The sequence below is a fragment of the Hyphomicrobium sp. genome (assembly GCF_036833075.1).
Classification (GTDB): Bacteria; Pseudomonadota; Alphaproteobacteria; order Rhizobiales; family Hyphomicrobiaceae; genus Hyphomicrobium_C.
Map to the genome: position 1 here is coordinate 1 of NZ_DAITQL010000038.1, position 16,976 is coordinate 16,976.

A 16,976-nucleotide genomic window follows, 5' to 3' on the forward strand; every position below is an offset into this window, starting at 1 on the left:
CCTCTGACCCCCAGATTCGTAGTCTGGTGCTCTATCCAGCTGAGCTACGGGCGCATTCTGCCGCTCTGGCGTCACATGCGAGCCCGCATGGACGAGAAAAGCCATCGGTCGGCACGCGCCGTCCGGGGCATGGCAAGGCCGCAACTACTAATCGGTGTCTGAGCGAAGCGCAAGAGGCTTCCGTGCGGCGCCTGGACCCGGCGTCCCAAGGGGCATTCTTCCGTCGGCCCGCCGCGAGCTCCGCCGTCTCCTGGGCAGCGCCGAGCCCCGGCGTCACGCTCCACCTCGGGGATCTCCGACCCGGGATGCCGGGTCACCGGCCAGCCCGGCCAAACGCCTCGCCCCTCTCATCAAACGTTGTGGTACGCGCGGTACCAGGCCACGAACGCGTCAACGCCGTCTTTGACGGATGTTGCCGGCTTGTAGCCGACAGCCGTTTCGAGCGCCGAGACATCGGCAAAGGTGGAGGGAACATCGCCCGGCTGCATCGGCATCAGCTCGCGGATCGCCTTTTTCCCGCACGCCTCCTCGATGGCGTGAATGAAGGTATCGAGCTCCACCGGCGCGTTGTTGCCGATGTTGAAGATGCGATACGGCGCACGGCTCGTGGCAGGATCCGGCGTGTCGCTGGTCCAGCTTGGATTGGGGGTCGCGATCTGGTCGCTGGCCCGGATGACGCCTTCGACGATGTCGGAGACGAACGTGAAATCCCGGGCGTGATGACCGTTATTGAAAACCTTGATGGGCTCACCCGCCAGGATCGCCTTGGTGAAGAGATAGGGCGCCATGTCGGGGCGGCCCCACGGACCGTAAACCGTGAAGAAGCGCAGCCCCGTAGTCGGCAGTTTGAAGAGATGACTGTAGCTGTGGGCCATCAACTCGTTGGCACGCTTGGTGGCGGCATAGAACTGCAGCGGATGGTTGGCACCATCGTGCTCAGAGAACGGCATGGCCGTATTGGCGCCATACACCGACGAGGTGCTGGCGTAGGTGAGATGGGCGGTCTCGTGATGGCGGCAGGCTTCGAGGAGGTTCGTGAAGGCGATGAGATTGCTTTCCACGTAGGCGTGCGGGTTGACGAGGCTGTAGCGGACGCCGGGCTGCGCGGCCAGGTTGATGACGCGGTCCGGCTTGTGCGCCGTGAAGCAGGCCTCGACAGCGGCGCGGTCGGCCAGGTTGGCGCGAATGCAATGATAGCTGTCTCGGCCGCCGTGGGTGCGGGCCGTTTCCCCGAGACTCGCGAGGCGGGCCTCCTTGAGCGCGGGATCGTAATAGTCGTTGACCACGTCGAAGCCCACGACCACGTAGCCGCGCTCCAGGAGGCGCTTGGCAAGATGGAAGCCGATGAAACCGGCGTGGCCCGTCTCCAGAACTTTCATGGGGGCGTCTCGTTCCTTGCGCCGCAGCCTCTCGGCGCCACTAATCATGCGCGCCTTGCCGCCGCAAGGGCGCCGGGACTTGCCGGGCGACGCTCATAGGGTCATGCGCAATGCCTGGGGCGGTTGCTCCTTGCCACCGCGCGTCTCCTGCTCCGCCGTGCCTTGACACGGGGGAGCGGAGGCCGCATCAGCACAGACGTTCGGGGGGGCCTCCTCGGCGTCCAGCTCGAGAGCGCTTCTCATCTTCGTTGGAAGAGCGCCGCAATGTCTCACGAGGTGGGGCTCACGCAGGTTATGCTCGGTGCTGCATGCGAAGCGGCGCCGATGCGCGCGGGCAGAGAACGTAGCCTGCCAGATAGCCGGCATGGGAGTTCAAGTGATTGAATTTTTTCGACGCTATCTCCCAAAAGACGGCTTTGCGCGGAACGTTGCCACGCTCACCGGCGCCACGGCATTCAGCCAGCTCGTGGTTCTGGCTGCCCTTCCTCTGCTCACGCGTCTTTATACGCCCGGAGAATATGGCGCTGCGGCCGTCTATGCAGGCCTCGTCGGGCTGATCGTCGTCATCGCGACGTTCCGGTACGAGCTGGCGATTCCGTTGCCCCGGAGCGATCGCGCGGCACTCCACGTCGCGATGGTGGCGTTGATCGCGTTGATCGCGGTCGTCGCGGTGTCGGGAATTGCGGCGCCCCTGATGTCCTCCTGGCTGGGGCAGGAGACGGGCCTGTCGGCTTGGGTCTTCTCCGTTTTGGTCGTGGTGGGGGTCGCGACCGCAGGCTGCTATCAGGTCGTGAATTATTGGGCCGTTCGCAAATCCAAATTCGGCGCGATCGCCCGCACGCGCATTCAGCAGGGCGTGGCCGGGACCACGAGCCAATTGGCCCTTGGTTTGGCGGGGTTCGGCACGGTCGGGTTGATCGTCGGACAGATCATCGGGCAGGGCGCCGGCTGCGCCCGTCTTGCCGCCGGCATGATCGCCGACAATCGCGCGTCGGGCGGCCGTGTGCGCCGACGCGGTCTCGCGTGGGCGGCCAAGCGGTATCGCAAGTTCCCGCTCTATGACAGTTGGGCCGGGCTGCTCAACATCGCCGGCAGCCAGGCGCCGGTGCTCTTGTTCGCCACGCTGTTCTCACCGGTGCTGGCTGGCTACTATGCGCTCGCCTATCGCCTGCTCTCGGCACCGCTCGGCCTTGTCGGCAAGTCGGTTTCCCAAGCCCTGCTGCCACGCATCGTGGAGGCGAACCGGCGTGGCGAAAGCGGACCGCTGGTGTTGCAGCTGATTGGCATCCTGGCGATGGTCTCCCTGTTGCCATTCGCGGTTGTCACGGTCGCTGCCGCGGATGTCGTGCCGGTTCTGTTCGGCACGGAATGGGCATCCGCCGCGCCGGTCGTTGCGTGGACGGCAACCTGGGTCGGCTGGCAGTTCATCTGCTCGCCGCTTTCGGTCGTCTTGATCGGGATCGAGGCGCAAAGGCTGAATACCGTACTGCAGGCGGTGCTGCTGATTTTGCGCGTTTCGGCGTTACTGGTTGGAACCTTGCATAATTCACAGACTGTCGCTCTCGTAGCGTTTTCCATTGCGAGCGCGATGGGGTATGCCGGCTATACGGTGGCCGTGGGCATGGCCGTCAATCTGTCCCTACGCGATATGGCGCGTGTGGTATGGAAACCTGCATTCCTGGCGGGCGCGTGCCTGGCCATTTCGATGATCGTGCCTGGGGACATGTCTGCGGTCAGATACGCGACTGTCGTGCTCCTCGTCGGGGTATGGGCTTGGTTCGTGCTGAGAGCAGGCCTGAGAGGCTGATCGCCAGGAGCCCTGCGCGAGTTTTGAGCAAGAGGCACATGCAGATACTGGTCTATATCGTATCCTTTGTTGCGGGCTTTTTCTTCGATCGGAGGTATTTGAAGGGGAAGTGGTTCGATCAGCGTAAAATCGGCTGGCTTTGGGTCGTCAAGGGGATATGGTTCCAAAAGGTGCTCGGATTCAACAGGGGAATCCCCATCCCTATTAACCCCACGTCGAGCATTTCGAATTTCGATAATCTTATTCTTGGAGAGGACAATCTCAATAACTTCCAAAGCGGAGGGGTATATTACCAAAATTACGCAGCAAAGATCCACATAGGCGACGGTTGTTTTATAGCCCCGAATGTCGGATTGATCACGGCGAATCATGATCCGGGAAATCCAGAGCGAACGCTTCCGGGGAAAGATATCGTAATTGGCTCCGGATGCTGGATCGGGATGAATGCCGTCATTCTTCCCGGAGTTACATTGGGGCCAGGAACGGTTGTCGGCGCGGGCTCGGTCGTGACGAAGTCGTTTCCCGATGGCCACCAGATCATTGCGGGAAACCCGGCAAAGCGCATATCGGAACTATGAAATGAAATCGGTGCTGTTTCTGTCCGCCCTTGACTTCAAGGAAAAGTCGATCCAGGTGCTTCGCAAGACGCCGGAGGCTTATGCTGCTGCCGCATGGGATGTCCGCTACATCGTTGCGCGCGACACCTCTCACCGGGGCAATTATTCGTACGAAGACGAGATCAATCCGAAAGGGGTGCAGATCGAGCGGTTCTCGTGGCCGCTTGCCGGAGCACGGAATGCAGCGAAAGGCAGATGGCCGCTTTATTTCTGGACGAGGCTTGCGGGTTTTTGGGTGATCGTTCAACTTGCGCGCCGCGGCGCGCACGCGCTGCGGCAGAAGCCGGTCGATGTCGTCTACGGCTACGAGGTGCACGGCGTGCTCGCGCTTCGGCTGCTGCGTTTGTTCCGGAGATCAGGAAAAGCGAAGAGCGTAACCCGCTTCCAGGGCACATGGCTCACGCAGATTCTGGAGCAGAGGCGGATCGCACAGCTTTTGGCGAATTTGGATCAGATCGTCGCGCTTCGCACGAGAAGCGATCTGGCGATCATGACCGATGACGGGACGAGAGGGGACCGTGCCATGGCCATGCTGCGGTCGCCGGTCGCGGACAAGCTTAAATTCTGGGTGAACGGCACCGACATTTTCACAAACCTGGCGGCACGTGACGAGTTCCGGGCAAGGCTCGGTATCGGAGCGGCGACGGCGATGCTGCTGTCGGTCTCTCGTCTGGAAGGTTGGAAGCGCATCGACCGGGGCATCGCCATAGCCGCTGCATTGAAACGCCAGGGCGCGGATTTCGTCTATGTCATTGTCGGCGGCGGAACCGAGCGCGAGAAGTTGGAGACGATGGCTGCCGATCTCGGTGTATCCGACCGCATCATATTTGTCGGCGCCGTTCCACAGTCGGATGTATTCAATTATATGAACTGTGCCGATTTTTTCATCTCCATGTATGACCTCTCGAATGTTGGCAATCCTCTTCTCGAAGCGATACGCATGGAGAAAATTGTTGTGACGCTGAACAACGGCGACACCGGAAGCTGGATCAGGCACATGGAGAACGGGTTGATCTACGATCCGTCGCACGAAGTCGCCGAGGCAGCCGGGCGCGACATCGCCCGATTGATCCACGACGAGGCCGCGCGGGAGATGCTGTGCGAAGGGGTGCGCACGCTTGCGCGTGAAAGACTATGGACGTGGAGCGAGCGGATGACGGAAGAAGTGACACATGTCGAGCGCCTCCTCGAAAGCTAAACTCGCTCCGCTCGACCGCGCGTTTCTTCTCTCCGTCGTCCTAGGACCGGCGGCATCCTACTCGATCGTCTATTTGTTTCATCTCGTGCTCGCCGCGAAGCTGACGCGTTCAGTGCTCCACCTGCTGGCCGGGAAGGCGTTTTCGATCCCCCGCGCTGTCCGGTGGGACGTTGCGTTCTTCTGCTTCTTCGTCGGCTGGTACGTGTTGTCCATCCTATGGGCGGAGAACACGGCTTACGCTCTGCGCTATTGCGCCTATGTGATAATGGCTGCGCTCACGGTGTTCTACACCATCCGCATCTGCGATACGGAGCCGCGGCTGCAGGCAGCGTTCCGTTTTCTCGCGATCGCGTTTTCGATCGAGATACTTCTGACGGTTCTCGAGGGGGCGCGCCTCATCCGGCTGCCGTTCTCCGCCTTCTCACCCTATCAGACATATTTCGGCAGGACGCCAAGTGACCTCAGTCAGTTTGGTGGTACTGCTATCGAGTACATTCTTTCTATGCCGACCGGATTTTTCGGGAACCCCAACAATCTGGCTTCGTTCCTTGTGCTCATCTTGCCGTTCTTCCTCCTCCATCGGCGATGGAGCGTGAAGCTCGCCGGGGCACTTTCAATCTTGTTCGTTGTCTATATGGCTGGCGCTCGCGCTGCGATGATTGCGTACGTGATGGTGCTCTTGTTGAGTCTGATTCTCTATGCGAGTTACGCAGCACGTTTACTGACGATCACGGTCGTTGTCGTGGCAGGAAGCCTCGGCGCGGGTCTCGTCGAGATCATGAAGGAAAGTGAAATCCCGCGGGTCGCCGAAGTGGGTTCGATCGGCGTGGCTATGAGGGATCTGGTTGTCGGCCTTTCTGAGGGTGCGGAAGATCAAAAAATGACCTCGACCGGTGCGCGCGTCCAACTGATCATGAACGGATTGGGAGCGTTGCGAGACTCCTATGGTTTAGGGGTTGGCGCGGGGGGAAGCCAGACTGTGCAAGAACAGTCGCCCGATCAGCCAGGAAAACTGACGTCGATGCACAATTTCTGGGTCGAGCTTCTGGTCGACGGCGGCATCGGATACGCGTTTGTCTTCGGAGCATGGTACCTGTCGCTGCTCTGGCGGCTGTTCCAGGTTGCGCGCCGGGCATCGTCGCCACGATTGCTCTACTACGCCAGAGCGTTCTTTGTCGGATTCGTCGGGTTCATTCCGAGTGCTATCGGGCCCTCATCCACCATCTACATGCTACCGATGTGGATGATGGTGGGCATGGCGATCGCGACCATCGCGGTCGAACGCCGGCTCGCTGTGACAGGGTACAAACCCGTGCGCACGCAGCCTCTGCGAACGAGGGCAGCGATATGACGCTCGGCGTTTGCGCACCATCACCAGCCACCGGCATGAAGGTGGTTTTTCTCGGCGGCGGTTCCAGCATCCACACGATCCGCTGGATCAACGCTCTTTCCGGAGCTGGAGCGAGGGTCGTGCTTGTGACACAGCACGAGCCGGAGGAGCCAGTGTCAGAGGCAGTGAAACTGCGGCTTTTGCCCTTTTCGGGAAATATCGGCTATTTCCTCAATGCACGCGCGCTGAAACGGGTGCTGGCGGAGGAGAAGCCCGATCTCGTCAACGCGCATTACGCCTCCGGCTATGGCACAACGGCGCGGCTTGCCGGCTTCACGCCGACGCTGCTGTCCGTCTGGGGCAGCGATGTCTACGATTTCCCACGCAAGTCTGCGCTGCATCGCTGGTGGCTGCGCGGCAACCTCATGGCCGCCACGCATGTGGCCAGCACCAGCCGCGCGATGGCTGAGGAAACACGACGTGTTGCGCCGGCTCTCGGCGAGATTGCCATCACACCATTCGGCGTGGAAACAGATCGCTTTCTGTCCCGCTCTGAGAGATCGGCCGCGCCCGACGCACCCATCGTCATCGGAACGGTCAAGACACTCAAGCCCCTTTACGGAATCGATGTGCTCGTCGAGAGTTTCGCGCGTCTGGCCCATCGCCTTCAGCGTGAGGCCCCCCAGGTCGCCGGACGTCTCAAGTTGCGGATTGTCGGAGACGGGCCGCAAAGGGACGAGCTGGTAAGACGAGCGGGCGAACTTGGGATCGGTGGAGTCACGGAGTTCATCCCGCGTGTGCCGCACGCGGCCGTGCCCGCGGCGCTGCAGGCGCTGGATGTCTACGTGGCACTCAGCCGCCAAGAGAGTTTCGGCGTTGCCATTATCGAGGCGGGCGCCTGTGGGGTGCCGGTCGTCGTGTCCGATGCCGGCGGGCTGCCCGAGGTGGTGGCCGATGGCGAGACCGGGATTGTCGTCCCACGTGAGAACCCGCAGGCTGCCGCCGAGGCGTTACGGACGCTGGTGCTCGACGCCGACCTGCGGCAGCGGATGGGCGAGGCCGCGCGCCGCCGCGTGGTGTCCCTCTATGAGTGGCAGAGAAACGTCCAGCAGATGATCGATCTATATGCGCGCGTGATCGCGGGCTCGAAAGGAACGAGATCGCAATGAAAACCATTGCCACCATCGTCGGCGCACGGCCGCAATTCATCAAGGTCGCGCCGGTGAGCAAGGCGCTTGCCGCCACGGGTGCGGCCAATGAGGTGTTGGTTCACACCGGCCAGCATCACGACGCCGGCATGTCCGACATTTTTTTCGAGGAGCTCGGCATCGACGCCCCGGATCATAATCTCGACATCCATGGTGGCGGCCATGGCATCATGACCGGGGCGATGCTGCAAAAGCTGGAGCCGGTGCTGCAGGAACTGCGGCCTGACCGCGTCCTCATCTATGGCGACACCAACTCGACGCTGGCCGGCGCGCTCGTCGCGGCCAAGCTGCACATTCCCGTCGCTCATGTCGAGGCGGGTCTGCGCTCCTTCAACCGCGCTATGCCGGAGGAAATCAACCGCATCGTTGCGGATCAGCTTTCCGATATGCTGTTTGCCTCGACGGAAACGGCGGTCCACAACCTCAGGCATGAGGGCATTGCCCCTGAGCGAATCTTCCCGGTGGGCGACGTGATGTATGATGCCGCCCTGCAATTTGCGGAGCGTGCGGCCGAGCGTGCCGGCCTTCTCGCGACCCTCGGTGTGGAGCCCGGTCGCTACGTGCTCGCGACCGTTCACCGCGCGGAAAACACCGATGACCCCGCGCGTCTTTCCGCGATCGTCTCGGCCCTCGAGACCGTGGCGGCAAGCCTTTCCGTGATTTTGCCGCTTCATCCGCGCACCCAGGCGCGCATGACGGCTCTGGGCCTCACCTTTGCGCGTGTGCGCACGGTGCCACCGGTCGGTTATCTCGATATGGTCGCGCTGGAATCGCAGGCAGCGGCCATTGCCACCGATTCCGGTGGCGTCCAGAAGGAAGCCTTCTTCTACAAAGTGCCCTGCGTCACGCTGCGCGACGAGACCGAGTGGGTGGAGCTCGTCGACCTCGGTTGGAACCATCTGGCGCCGCCGTCGAGCGTAGGAATGGCCGAGGCGATACTGCAGGCGGTCGGCAGCAGCGGGAAAGACGCCCAACCCTATGGCGACGGCAAAGCGGCCGAAACCATTGCTGGCCTCTTGACCCGGTAAAACGGAAACCGCGCCGGGCGTGCGCCCCCAGCCTGAACCCGCCTCCATAGGAGAGCTTGCATGACTGCCAATCCGCCGTTCGTCCACGAGAGCGCCTATGTCGACGATGGCGTCGAGCTGGGGGAGGGGACGAAGATCTGGCATTTCAGCCATATCCTTCCGCGCACCCGCATCGGCCGCAACGTCTCCATCGGCCAGAACGTCGTAGCCGGGCCGGATGTCACGATCGGCGACCATTGCAAGATCCAGAACAACGTCTCGCTCTACAAGGGGGTCGCGCTGGAACAGGGCGTGTTCTGCGGCCCGTCCTGCGTGTTCACCAACGTGCTGAACCCGCGCGCCGAGATCGAGCGCAAGGACGAGTTCCGCGCCACCCGCGTGCGCCGCGGCGCCACCATCGGCGCCAACGCCACCATCGTCTGCGGCCATGAGCTCGGCGAATACTGCATGATCGGCGCCGGCGCGGTGGTGACGAAGGATGTCCCCGCCTATGCGCTGATGGTGGGTGTGCCGGCACGACGCATCGGCTGGGTCTCGCGCGCCGGCGAGATCCTGGACGAGACGCTCACCTGTCCGCGGACGGGCGAGCGCTACGCCGAGGAGGACGGCGCGCTGCGGCCCGTGGCCGACTGAGCGGGGCTGCACCCGTCACGGCAACCACCTGTTGAGTCCCGCGATCACCCCGACATTGTCGTCGACCTGGGTGATGCCGCCCATCAAGGCCGGACACGCGACGAGGCATTTGTCGCCGGCCGATGCCATGGCAAGGGTGAATGGGGTCGGACTGTAACCGCTATTGTTGTACGGGTTCTGCTCGTCCCACACGGTGATCGAAACCCATCCCTCGGTCGGATCGATCGGCACGTGCGTCGTGTACGCCACGCCGTTCTTGATGATGGTCTGCTCCGGGTTCCATCGATAAACGAGGCGGTTCAGGGCGCGCAGGTACACGTGGAACGTCATGCGCGGAGCGCGGGGGCCGAAGGCGAGAAACGCCGCCGTGTAGTAGGAGACACCGCCATTCACGACGGGAGACGAGGCCGTGCCAGCGCCTTTGGTGAGTTCTGCCAGGAAGAATTCCACGCCGTATCGGCGCATGGCCGGAGCCCGGATCACGTCGATCAAGGCTTTGGCATGCGCCGGGAGAGACCCGCCTGCGCCGCCATAGTCCGTATTGTCGGTCATGTATTTTCCGGCGCTCGCCGTCGTAGTGCCGTTGTAGAGCGTAAAATACGATGGAAAGCTGTATGCGCTGACGGTCGTTCCAACGGCTGCATTTCCGGCGAAGCGGCCGCTGTCGGGGAGCAGGCTGACGGCAAAATCGGTGAGGAGGTTGGTCTTCGGCATCGTCACCCTGCCGGTATTGCGGTCGACCTTCAGCGCCTCCGTCCAGTTCGTCCCGTCGGGGCTCACCTTCATCGAGAGATCGTCGGCTCCGATCAATCCGATCTCGGCGCGGCCCGACCAGTTCGATTGCAGCAGCAGCGACAGCACGTGCCCCGCGGCCTGCTTGTTCATCGTATAGCGAAGATCGCCGCTGCCGCCCTCGCCGGTGGTCAGCGCCGCCCACAGCGCTTTGTTGAGCTTGGCCGCGAAGCGGTTCTCGGTGTCGGCCGTCGTGCCGACGCCGAAAAGCGAAAGGTTCTGCAGGGCGCCGAGTGCGCTTGCCACGTCTTCCCATTGCGCGCCGGTCCAGAAGACCAGGACATTCTCGTCCATGACGAAGCAAAGCCAGCCGGGCCCCGGCTCGAGGAACGTCCAGCCTCCGTCCTGCCACACCGCGACCTGAGTGTCCTTTCCGCTCCATACGCCGGTGGCGCTGGCCGCGACGATGTAACGGTCGCCGTCCTCAGGGGCATCGGGCGCAGCCGTAAGGTCGCGATCGATGACCGCCAGTTGGACAAGCGCGTCGAGCGCGCGCAGCGCCTCATTGTGGGTGACGTGCTTCTGCGCCTGGGCGGGCATGATGTAGGGGAGGGATAAATTCGCCGTGTTGTCCATCGCGCGGGGCCTGCATGAAAGATGCCTTGCGCGAGTATTGTCGGATGTCTAGGAGGGGGGATAAATCCTACGACGAGTTGCGGTGCACCAAAAGCGACGGCTTATCTGTTCCCTATGAGCAACCGGCACGATCAGCCCATGAAGCACATCTGGATATTGAATCACTATGCCCAGGAGCCGGGGGGCGTCGGGGGCACGCGCCACTACTCTCTGGCACGGCATCTTCCGCACTATGGTTGGAAAGCCACGATCATCGCGGCCAGCACGGATCATGCGGCCGGGACTCAAAGGCTGGGGGGAGGGGAAACGTCGCGTCTTCAGGACTACGATGGCGTGCCGTTCCTTTGGCTTGGAGCTCGAGCCTACGCGGGCAACGGAGGGGATCGCGTCGGCAATATGCTCGACTACACGCGTGCGGTCCTGCGACGGAAGAACCTTTCCGGTCTCGACGCGCCCGACGCCATCATTGGATCCAGCGTCCATCCGTTTGCCGCCTGGGCGGGACGCAAATTGGCCAGACGCTTCGGCGTTCCCTTCATCTTCGAGGTGCGCGACCTGTGGCCGCAGACGCTGATCGACATGGGCCGCCTCTCGCAGAGGCACCCGGCGGCGGTCGCGCTCCGCGCGCTCGAAAAATCGCTCTACCGGGACGCAGCGCGCATTATCGTGCTGCTCCCGAAAGCGCATGATTATATCGAGCCGCTCGGAATATCGCTGGAGAAGATCGTCTGGATCCCGAACGGCGTGGATGTCGAGAATTTTCCGACACGACCCCCGCGCCAGCCTGATGGTGCTTTCACCCTGATGTATTTCGGCGCACATGGCGGCGCCAACGGACTCGAGAATCTGCTGGCTGCGATGCAGCGCGTCGGGGCTGATCCTGCTGGCCAGAACATCGTGCTTCGTCTGATCGGCGATGGGCCGTTGAAATCGACGCTCGTGGCGAAGGCACGAGAGGAGGGATTGACGAATGTCCGGTTCGAGGATCCCGTGCCCAAGAGCCAGATCCCCGATCTTGCCGCGCAGGCTGATGCATTTGTCTTCAATTTGATCGATGCACCGGTGTTCAAGTACGGAATAAGCTCGAACAAACTCTTCGATTTCCTGGCAGCGGGGCGCCCGGTGTTGTTCTGTTGCACGTCGCCAAACAATCCCATTGCTGAGGCTGGCGCGGGACTGACCGTCGCGCCGGAAAATCCGCAGGCGCTTGCCGATGCCATCCTTGCCCTCGCGTCGCTTCCTTCCGACGAGCGTGCCCGGATGGGGGCCGCGGGACGCCGACATCTGGAGGACAACTACGATATGCGTGGCCTCGCGGCGCGGCTCGCTTCCGTGCTGGACGACAGCTTGAGGTCACGATGAAGCGCGTATTCGATGTCGTGGTCGCGGCAGCGGCGCTTGCCGTGTTGTCGCCGTTCATCGCGATGATCGCCTTGCTCGTGCGCTGGAAGCTCGGCAGCCCGGTGCTGTTTCGCCAGCTCCGGCCCGGCAAGGACGCCCGGCCGTTCAAGATGCTGAAATTTCGCACCATGACCGATACGCGGGATGGCGAGGGACGGCTTTTACCGGATGCGGAGCGTCTGACGCCGTTCGGACGTTTCCTGCGCTCCACCAGCCTCGACGAATTGCCGGAGCTCTGGAATGTGCTGAAGGGCGAAATGAGCCTCGTCGGCCCGCGCCCGCTTCTGATGGAATATCTACCCTACTACTCGGCAGAGCAGGCTCGCCGTCATGATGTAAGACCTGGATTGACCGGCTGGGCGCAGATCAACGGGCGCAATGCTCTGTCGTGGGAAGAGAAGTTCGCCTTGGATATATGGTACGTGGATAATCAATCATTTTGGCTGGATTTGAATATCCTCGTTCTCACCCCTGGCAAGGTTTTCAACCGAAGTGGAATTTCGGCTGAAGGTGAAGCGACAATGCCGCGCTATACTGGGGATCGGAAGGGAAAATCCGATGTCTGAAGCGATCTTCGCCATATATGGCGCAAGTGGTTTCGGTCGCGAAACTATGGCCTTTGCACGAAGCGAGGCAACAAAGCGGGGCGCCGCCATAGAAGATATCTATTTCGTCGATGACAAACCACGATCGCCCATTGTTAACGGGCAGCGAGTGCTGACATACGCCGAATTTGTTCGACTTCCGGCTGCGCGACGCCTTGTTGCGCTCGCTATCGCGGATTCGAAGATTCGTGAGCGCCTAGCCAATCAATGTGAGGCCGACGGACTAGAATCCTGGGCGATTCAAGCTGCGAATAGCGTTGTGTTGGATGATGTCGAAGTTGGCGAGGGAGCAATTCTGTCGCCTTTTTCCATGCTGACTTCGAACATCAGGATCGGGTGCTATTTTCACGCGAATATTTACAGCTATGTCGCACATGATTGCGTCATTGGCGATTTCGTTACGTTTGCCCCCGGGGTCAAATGCAACGGGAATATCATTATAGAGGATCATGCGTATATCGGCACTGGTGCCATCCTGAAGCAGGGCCGTCCCGGAAAGCCTCTTGTGGTCGGGAAGGGAGCGGTCGTTGGTATGGGCGCCGTCGTTACAAAGGATGTGATGGCAGGCGAGGTCGTCGTGGGAAACCCGGCACGCCGTATGGCCAAGGATTGACGATGCTCAACACCCCCTTCTCCCCCTGGCCGTCCTTTTCCGAGGAGGAGGTCGAAGCCGTCGCCGCCGTCCTGCGATCCAACAAGGTGAACTACTGGACCGGCCAGGAGTGCCGCGCCTTCGAGCGGGAGTTTGCCGAATGGGCCGGATCCAGCCACGCCATCGCGCTCGGCAACGGCACGCTCGCACTCGATCTGGCGTTGAAGGGCCTCGGCATCGGACCGGGCGACGAGGTCGTGGTCACGCCGCGCACCTTCCTCGCCTCCGTCTCCAGCGTCGTCAACGCCGGGGCGACGCCGGTCTTCGCCGATGTCGATCGCGACAGCGGAAACATCACCGCGGAGACGATCGCCACCGTACTCACCTCGCGCACCAGGGCCGTGATCCCCGTGCATCTGGCAGGCTGGCCCTGCGACATGGATCCGATCATGGCTCTTGCCGAGCGCCATGATCTCAAAGTGATCGAGGATTGCGCCCAGGCCCATGGCGCCCGCTACAAGGGCCGCTCCGTCGGCACGATCGGCCATGTCGGCGCCTGGTCGTTCTGTCAGGACAAGATCATCACCACCGGCGGCGAAGGCGGCATGGTGACGACCGACGACCGGGAAGTGTGGTCGCGCATGTGGTCGTTCAAGGATCACGGCAAGAGCTGGGAGGCGGTCTACGAGCGCAAGCATCCGCCGGGCTTCCGCTGGCTGCACGAAAGCTTCGGCACGAACTGGCGCATGACCGAGATACAGGCAGCGCTCGGGCGGATCCAGCTCGGACGCATGCCGGACTGGACGGCCCGGCGCGAGACGAATGCCGCGATCCTCTCCGAGGCGCTCGCCCCGTTTGCGGGAGCGGGTGGCGCGGTGCGCCTGCCAGCTCTTTCCGCCCCTCCCGAGAGGGGCGCGGGCTCGCGCCACGCTTACTACAAGTTCTACGCCTATGTGGTGCCGGACAATCTGGCGGAGGGGTGGAGCCGGGATCGGATCGTCGCCGAGATCACGGCGCGGGGCGTCCCGTGCTATCAAGGCTCCTGCTCGGAGGTCTATCTCGAGCGCGCGTTCGATGAAACGCCCTGGAGGCCGGAGCAGGCTCTCCCTGTCGCCCATGAGCTCGGCGAGACGAGCCTCATGTTCCTCGTGCACCCGACTCTCACGCAGGCCGAGATGGAGCTTGCAGCCCGCGTTGCTGCGGACGTGACAGCGGCGGCGGCGCGCCGGTCCTGATCCGGATCGGCGGCATGGGCGAAACTCCGCCGCTCAGATCTTGAACTCCTCGATGCTCGCGAACGCCGTGCGCAAGGCATCCGACCAGGAAGCGGAGAGCGTCTTGAAATACGGGTCGTCGAGGCCGATGCGCGTCTCGCGCTTCACGTCCAGGCTGTCGCGCTCGTAGAGCAGGAGGTCGATCGGCAGGCCCACCGAGAGATTGGAGCGCAGCGTCGAATCGAACGACAGGAGAATGAGCTTCGCCGCCTCGCCGAGACGCATCTCCGGGCGTGCGACGCGGTCCAGGATCGGCTTGCCGTACTTGTGCTCGCCGATCTGCAGGAACGGCGTATCGTCCGTTGCCTCGATGAAGTTGCCTTCGGCGTAGATCTGATAGAGGCGCGGGCGCTCCGCCCCGATCTGACCGCCCAGAATGAACGACGCCGAGAAGCCTCCCTTGCTCATCTCGAGCGACGCGCCGTCCTGGCGGCGCACCTCGCGCACCGCATCCCCGACGAGCCGCGCCGCCCGGTACATCGAGGGCACGGTGAAGAGCGTCGCGCCCGCAGGCTCGGGCATGGCAAGCTGCTCGTTGAGATTGCTGATGACGGACTGCGTGACCGCGAGATTGCCCGCCGAGAGCAGCACGAGCACGCGCTCGCCCGGCTGGCGCCAGTACTGCAGCTTGCGGTACTGGGCGATGTTGTCCACGCCCGCGTTCGTGCGCGTGTCGGCCGCGAAAACCAACCCGCGGTCGAGCCTCATCCCGACGCAATAGGTCATCGCGCGGCCCTTTCGTATGACGACTTATTGTTGTTGAGCGCCTTGCTGATCAACTTCGACGCGGACGTCAAGGGATTCGTGCGTCCCGCCGCGGCGGGTGCCGCGGATGGGGGCGGCGGAGGCGGCATCGAAGCCTGCGGCGAGCCGCACGTAGCGCTCCGTCGGGCATGTGCCGTTGGCGGGGTCGAACCCGACCCAGCCAAGGCCGTCCACCCAGGCTTCCGCCCAGGCGTGATGGGCCTCCGAAGGCGCGAGCGTGCCGGCCAGGAAGTAGCCGTTCACATAGCGGGCGGGAATGCCGATCAGGCGCGCAGCGGAAATGAAGATGTGCGCATGATCCTGGCACACGCCCTTTCCGGCCGCGAGCGCCTCGGCGGCGGTCGTGTGCGCGTGCGTCGCGCCGATCTCGTAAGTGACGGCCTTTTGCACCGCGCGCATCAAGCCGTGCAGGCACTCGAGCGGATCGGTGGGGATGCGCCCGCGGCTGGCCGCATGGGCGAGCGCGCGAAGGGATGCGTCCGGCCTCGTCTTGGCCGTCTCGCGCAGGAACACGCGCCGCGGCGTCATCTCGGAGATGCCGCGCACGATCCCGCAGCGATCCTCGGTCTCGACGAGGCCTGACGCCACCACGCTGAGGCCGTCGTGCGGGGCATCGAGGGATGCCAGGTAGACGAGATTGCCGAGGCCGTCGCGGTACTCGGTCTCGCGCTCGAACCCCGGCGCCGTGATCGACCAGCTCATTACCTGCTGGCCGTCGAACGAGGGCGGCATGAGGCGCAGGCTCTGGATGGAGTAACGCGCCGGCGTTCCGTAGGTGTAGGTCGTCACGTGGCGAATTTCGATCAGCATGCGCGTCTCAGGAGCTGAAGTGGTAGGCGTCGGAGATCTCCTGGCCGACACGGTTGTTCCGGCCGATGAAGTCGAGCAGGAATTCGTGCAGCCCCGATTGGAAGATCGTTTCGATGGAGCCGTCCTCGAGCAGCGCGCGCGTCGATTTCGCGGTCGCAAGGCACGGCTTCTTCTCGCCGTAGTGACCCGAGAGCTCATCGAGCGCGGTATCGATCTCGCGGTAGCAGGATCTGAGCGAGCGGGGCATGGCGCGATTGAGGATCAGATAGTCGGCGATCCGCCAGGAGCGGTAGCTGTCCTTGTAGACCCAGTGGTAGCTGCGATGGGCGGAGACCGAGCGCAGGATCGCCTCCCATTGCACGTTGTCGACACCGCTGCCGATCAGGCTCATGGACGGCAGCAGCACGTAATATTTCACGTCGAGAATGCGGGCCGTGTTATCGGCGCGCTCGAGGAAGGTGCCGAGCTGGCTGAAGAAGAAGGTGTCGTTGCGCAGGATGGTATCGAGCAGCGCGCCGCGATAGCCGGCACTGCGCTCCTTGATCCAGTCCAGGATGCGCGGCAGCGCGTCCGGGCGCAGCGTCTCCGGCCGGATGGCCTGAAACTCGAGCCAGGAGCCGTTGAGCGATTCCCACATCTCACGCGTCAGGGCCGTTCGCTGGGCGCGCGCGTTGCGCCGCGCGGTGGCAAAGCAGGCGTGCACACTCGATGGATTGGTGGAATCGAAGAGCAGGAAATCGACGACCTTGCGCGTGTCGAGCGCGGCATGCTGCGCGAAATACCGGTCGGCGCAGCCCGCGCTCCGCAGCGTCGAGCCCCATTCCTCGTCCTTGCCGCCGCCGGCGCGGGGAAGCAGCGCAATGCGGTAGCCCGCCTCGATCAGGCGCGCCATGTTCTCCGCCCGCTCGACGTAGCGGGAGAGCCAGAAGAGATCGTTTGCCGTGCGCCCTAGCATGGGTGT

The 16,976-nt window shown here is 62.9% G+C and carries 16 protein-coding genes; 11 read left to right on the top strand and 5 right to left on the bottom strand.

The window, feature by feature from the left end; genetic code table 11:
- Positions 1-350: 350 nt before the first annotated feature.
- Positions 351-1,379 carry an NAD-dependent epimerase gene (locus V7082_RS12275; protein WP_334148918.1) on the bottom strand — a complete coding sequence of 343 codons (1,029 nt, stop codon included), beginning with the start codon at positions 1,377-1,379 and terminating at the stop codon, positions 351-353.
- Between the two features lie 301 nt (positions 1,380-1,680).
- On the opposite strand from V7082_RS12275, the gene V7082_RS12280 reads away from it, so the two are divergent.
- The 7 genes from V7082_RS12280 to V7082_RS12310 are packed head-to-tail and all read left to right on the top strand — an operon-like array spanning position 1,681 to position 9,200.
- Complete coding sequence (locus V7082_RS12280) at positions 1,681-3,186, top strand: lipopolysaccharide biosynthesis protein (RefSeq protein WP_334148920.1); 1,506 nt, start codon at positions 1,681-1,683, stop codon at positions 3,184-3,186.
- Positions 3,187-3,224: 38 nt separating this feature from the next.
- Positions 3,225-3,764, top strand: coding sequence for a DapH/DapD/GlmU-related protein (locus tag V7082_RS12285; protein ID WP_334148922.1), 540 nt, complete (start codon positions 3,225-3,227; stop codon positions 3,762-3,764).
- 1 nt (position 3,765) lies between these two features.
- Positions 3,766-5,001: a glycosyltransferase family 4 protein gene (locus V7082_RS12290; protein WP_334148924.1), complete on the top strand. Its 1,236-nt coding sequence runs from the start codon at positions 3,766-3,768 to the stop codon at positions 4,999-5,001.
- Positions 4,976-6,352 (top strand): O-antigen ligase family protein, encoded by a 1,377-nt coding sequence (locus tag V7082_RS12295; RefSeq protein WP_334148926.1) that lies wholly within the window; start codon positions 4,976-4,978, stop codon positions 6,350-6,352. Before V7082_RS12290 ends, V7082_RS12295 begins: the two co-directional genes overlap by 26 nt.
- Complete coding sequence (locus V7082_RS12300) at positions 6,349-7,500, top strand: glycosyltransferase (RefSeq protein ID WP_334148928.1); 1,152 nt, start codon at positions 6,349-6,351, stop codon at positions 7,498-7,500. Before V7082_RS12295 ends, V7082_RS12300 begins: the two co-directional genes overlap by 4 nt.
- Positions 7,497-8,567: a non-hydrolyzing UDP-N-acetylglucosamine 2-epimerase gene (gene wecB / locus V7082_RS12305; protein ID WP_334148930.1), complete on the top strand. Its 1,071-nt coding sequence runs from the start codon at positions 7,497-7,499 to the stop codon at positions 8,565-8,567. The genes V7082_RS12300 and wecB overlap by 4 nt, the downstream gene beginning before the upstream one ends.
- Positions 8,568-8,627: 60 nt before the next feature.
- Positions 8,628-9,200, top strand: coding sequence for an acyltransferase (locus tag V7082_RS12310; protein ID WP_334148931.1), 573 nt, complete (start codon positions 8,628-8,630; stop codon positions 9,198-9,200).
- 15 nt (positions 9,201-9,215) lie between these two features.
- Here the strand turns inward: V7082_RS12310 and V7082_RS12315 are convergent, their stop codons facing one another.
- Positions 9,216-10,568: a DUF2793 domain-containing protein gene (locus V7082_RS12315; RefSeq protein ID WP_334148932.1), complete on the bottom strand. Its 1,353-nt coding sequence runs from the start codon at positions 10,566-10,568 to the stop codon at positions 9,216-9,218.
- A gap of 138 nt (positions 10,569-10,706) precedes the next feature.
- Between V7082_RS12315 and V7082_RS12320 the strand changes: the two genes are divergently transcribed.
- Genes V7082_RS12320 through V7082_RS12335 form a run of 4 tightly spaced genes read left to right on the top strand, consistent with a single transcriptional unit; the run spans position 10,707 to position 14,401 of the window.
- Positions 10,707-11,930, top strand: a complete 1,224-nt coding sequence (locus V7082_RS12320) for a glycosyltransferase family 4 protein (protein ID WP_334148934.1) — start codon at positions 10,707-10,709, stop codon at positions 11,928-11,930.
- On the top strand, positions 11,927-12,535 hold the full coding sequence (locus V7082_RS12325) for a sugar transferase (protein WP_334148937.1): 609 nt from the start codon (positions 11,927-11,929) through the stop codon (positions 12,533-12,535). The genes V7082_RS12320 and V7082_RS12325 overlap by 4 nt, the downstream gene beginning before the upstream one ends.
- On the top strand, positions 12,528-13,187 hold the full coding sequence (locus V7082_RS12330; RefSeq protein ID WP_334148939.1) for an acetyltransferase: 660 nt from the start codon (positions 12,528-12,530) through the stop codon (positions 13,185-13,187). The genes V7082_RS12325 and V7082_RS12330 overlap by 8 nt, the downstream gene beginning before the upstream one ends.
- Positions 13,188-13,189: 2 nt before the next feature.
- Positions 13,190-14,401 (top strand): DegT/DnrJ/EryC1/StrS family aminotransferase, encoded by a 1,212-nt coding sequence (locus tag V7082_RS12335; protein ID WP_334148941.1) that lies wholly within the window; start codon positions 13,190-13,192, stop codon positions 14,399-14,401.
- A 33-nt stretch (positions 14,402-14,434) separates the two neighbouring features.
- Here the strand turns inward: V7082_RS12335 and V7082_RS12340 are convergent, their stop codons facing one another.
- From V7082_RS12340 to V7082_RS12350, 3 genes are read right to left on the bottom strand one after another with little or no spacing between them, the layout of a single operon-like run.
- Complete coding sequence (locus tag V7082_RS12340) at positions 14,435-15,166, bottom strand: proteasome-type protease (protein WP_334148943.1); 732 nt, start codon at positions 15,164-15,166, stop codon at positions 14,435-14,437.
- A 24-nt stretch (positions 15,167-15,190) separates the two neighbouring features.
- The gene (locus V7082_RS12345) at positions 15,191-16,015 is read right to left on the bottom strand and encodes a transglutaminase family protein (RefSeq protein ID WP_334148945.1); all 825 of its coding nucleotides are present in this window, start codon (positions 16,013-16,015) and stop codon (positions 15,191-15,193) included.
- A gap of 7 nt (positions 16,016-16,022) precedes the next feature.
- Positions 16,023-16,970 carry an alpha-E domain-containing protein gene (locus V7082_RS12350; protein WP_334148946.1) on the bottom strand — a complete coding sequence of 316 codons (948 nt, stop codon included), beginning with the start codon at positions 16,968-16,970 and terminating at the stop codon, positions 16,023-16,025.
- Between the last annotated feature and the right edge of the window lie 6 nt (positions 16,971-16,976).

Excerpts from the sequence above, each read along its gene's own strand:
- V7082_RS12275 (WP_334148918.1), bottom strand. The coding sequence starts at position 1,379 with ATGAAAGTTCTGGAGACGGGCCACGCCGGTTTCATCGGCTTCCATCTT.
- V7082_RS12285 (WP_334148922.1), top strand. The coding sequence starts at position 3,225 with ATGCAGATACTGGTCTATATCGTATCCTTTGTTGCGGGCTTTTTCTTC.
- V7082_RS12290 (WP_334148924.1), top strand. The coding sequence starts at position 3,766 with ATGAAATCGGTGCTGTTTCTGTCCGCCCTTGACTTCAAGGAAAAGTCG.
- V7082_RS12295 (WP_334148926.1), top strand. The coding sequence starts at position 4,976 with ATGTCGAGCGCCTCCTCGAAAGCTAAACTCGCTCCGCTCGACCGCGCG.
- V7082_RS12300 (WP_334148928.1), top strand. The coding sequence starts at position 6,349 with ATGACGCTCGGCGTTTGCGCACCATCACCAGCCACCGGCATGAAGGTG.
- wecB (WP_334148930.1), top strand. The coding sequence starts at position 7,497 with ATGAAAACCATTGCCACCATCGTCGGCGCACGGCCGCAATTCATCAAG.
- V7082_RS12310 (WP_334148931.1), top strand. The coding sequence starts at position 8,628 with ATGACTGCCAATCCGCCGTTCGTCCACGAGAGCGCCTATGTCGACGAT.
- V7082_RS12315 (WP_334148932.1), bottom strand. The coding sequence starts at position 10,568 with ATGGACAACACGGCGAATTTATCCCTCCCCTACATCATGCCCGCCCAG.
- V7082_RS12320 (WP_334148934.1), top strand. The coding sequence starts at position 10,707 with ATGAAGCACATCTGGATATTGAATCACTATGCCCAGGAGCCGGGGGGC.
- V7082_RS12325 (WP_334148937.1), top strand. The coding sequence starts at position 11,927 with ATGAAGCGCGTATTCGATGTCGTGGTCGCGGCAGCGGCGCTTGCCGTG.
- V7082_RS12330 (WP_334148939.1), top strand. The coding sequence starts at position 12,528 with ATGTCTGAAGCGATCTTCGCCATATATGGCGCAAGTGGTTTCGGTCGC.
- V7082_RS12335 (WP_334148941.1), top strand. The coding sequence starts at position 13,190 with ATGCTCAACACCCCCTTCTCCCCCTGGCCGTCCTTTTCCGAGGAGGAG.
- V7082_RS12340 (WP_334148943.1), bottom strand. The coding sequence starts at position 15,166 with ATGACCTATTGCGTCGGGATGAGGCTCGACCGCGGGTTGGTTTTCGCG.
- V7082_RS12345 (WP_334148945.1), bottom strand. The coding sequence starts at position 16,015 with ATGCTGATCGAAATTCGCCACGTGACGACCTACACCTACGGAACGCCG.
- V7082_RS12350 (WP_334148946.1), bottom strand. The coding sequence starts at position 16,970 with ATGCTAGGGCGCACGGCAAACGATCTCTTCTGGCTCTCCCGCTACGTC.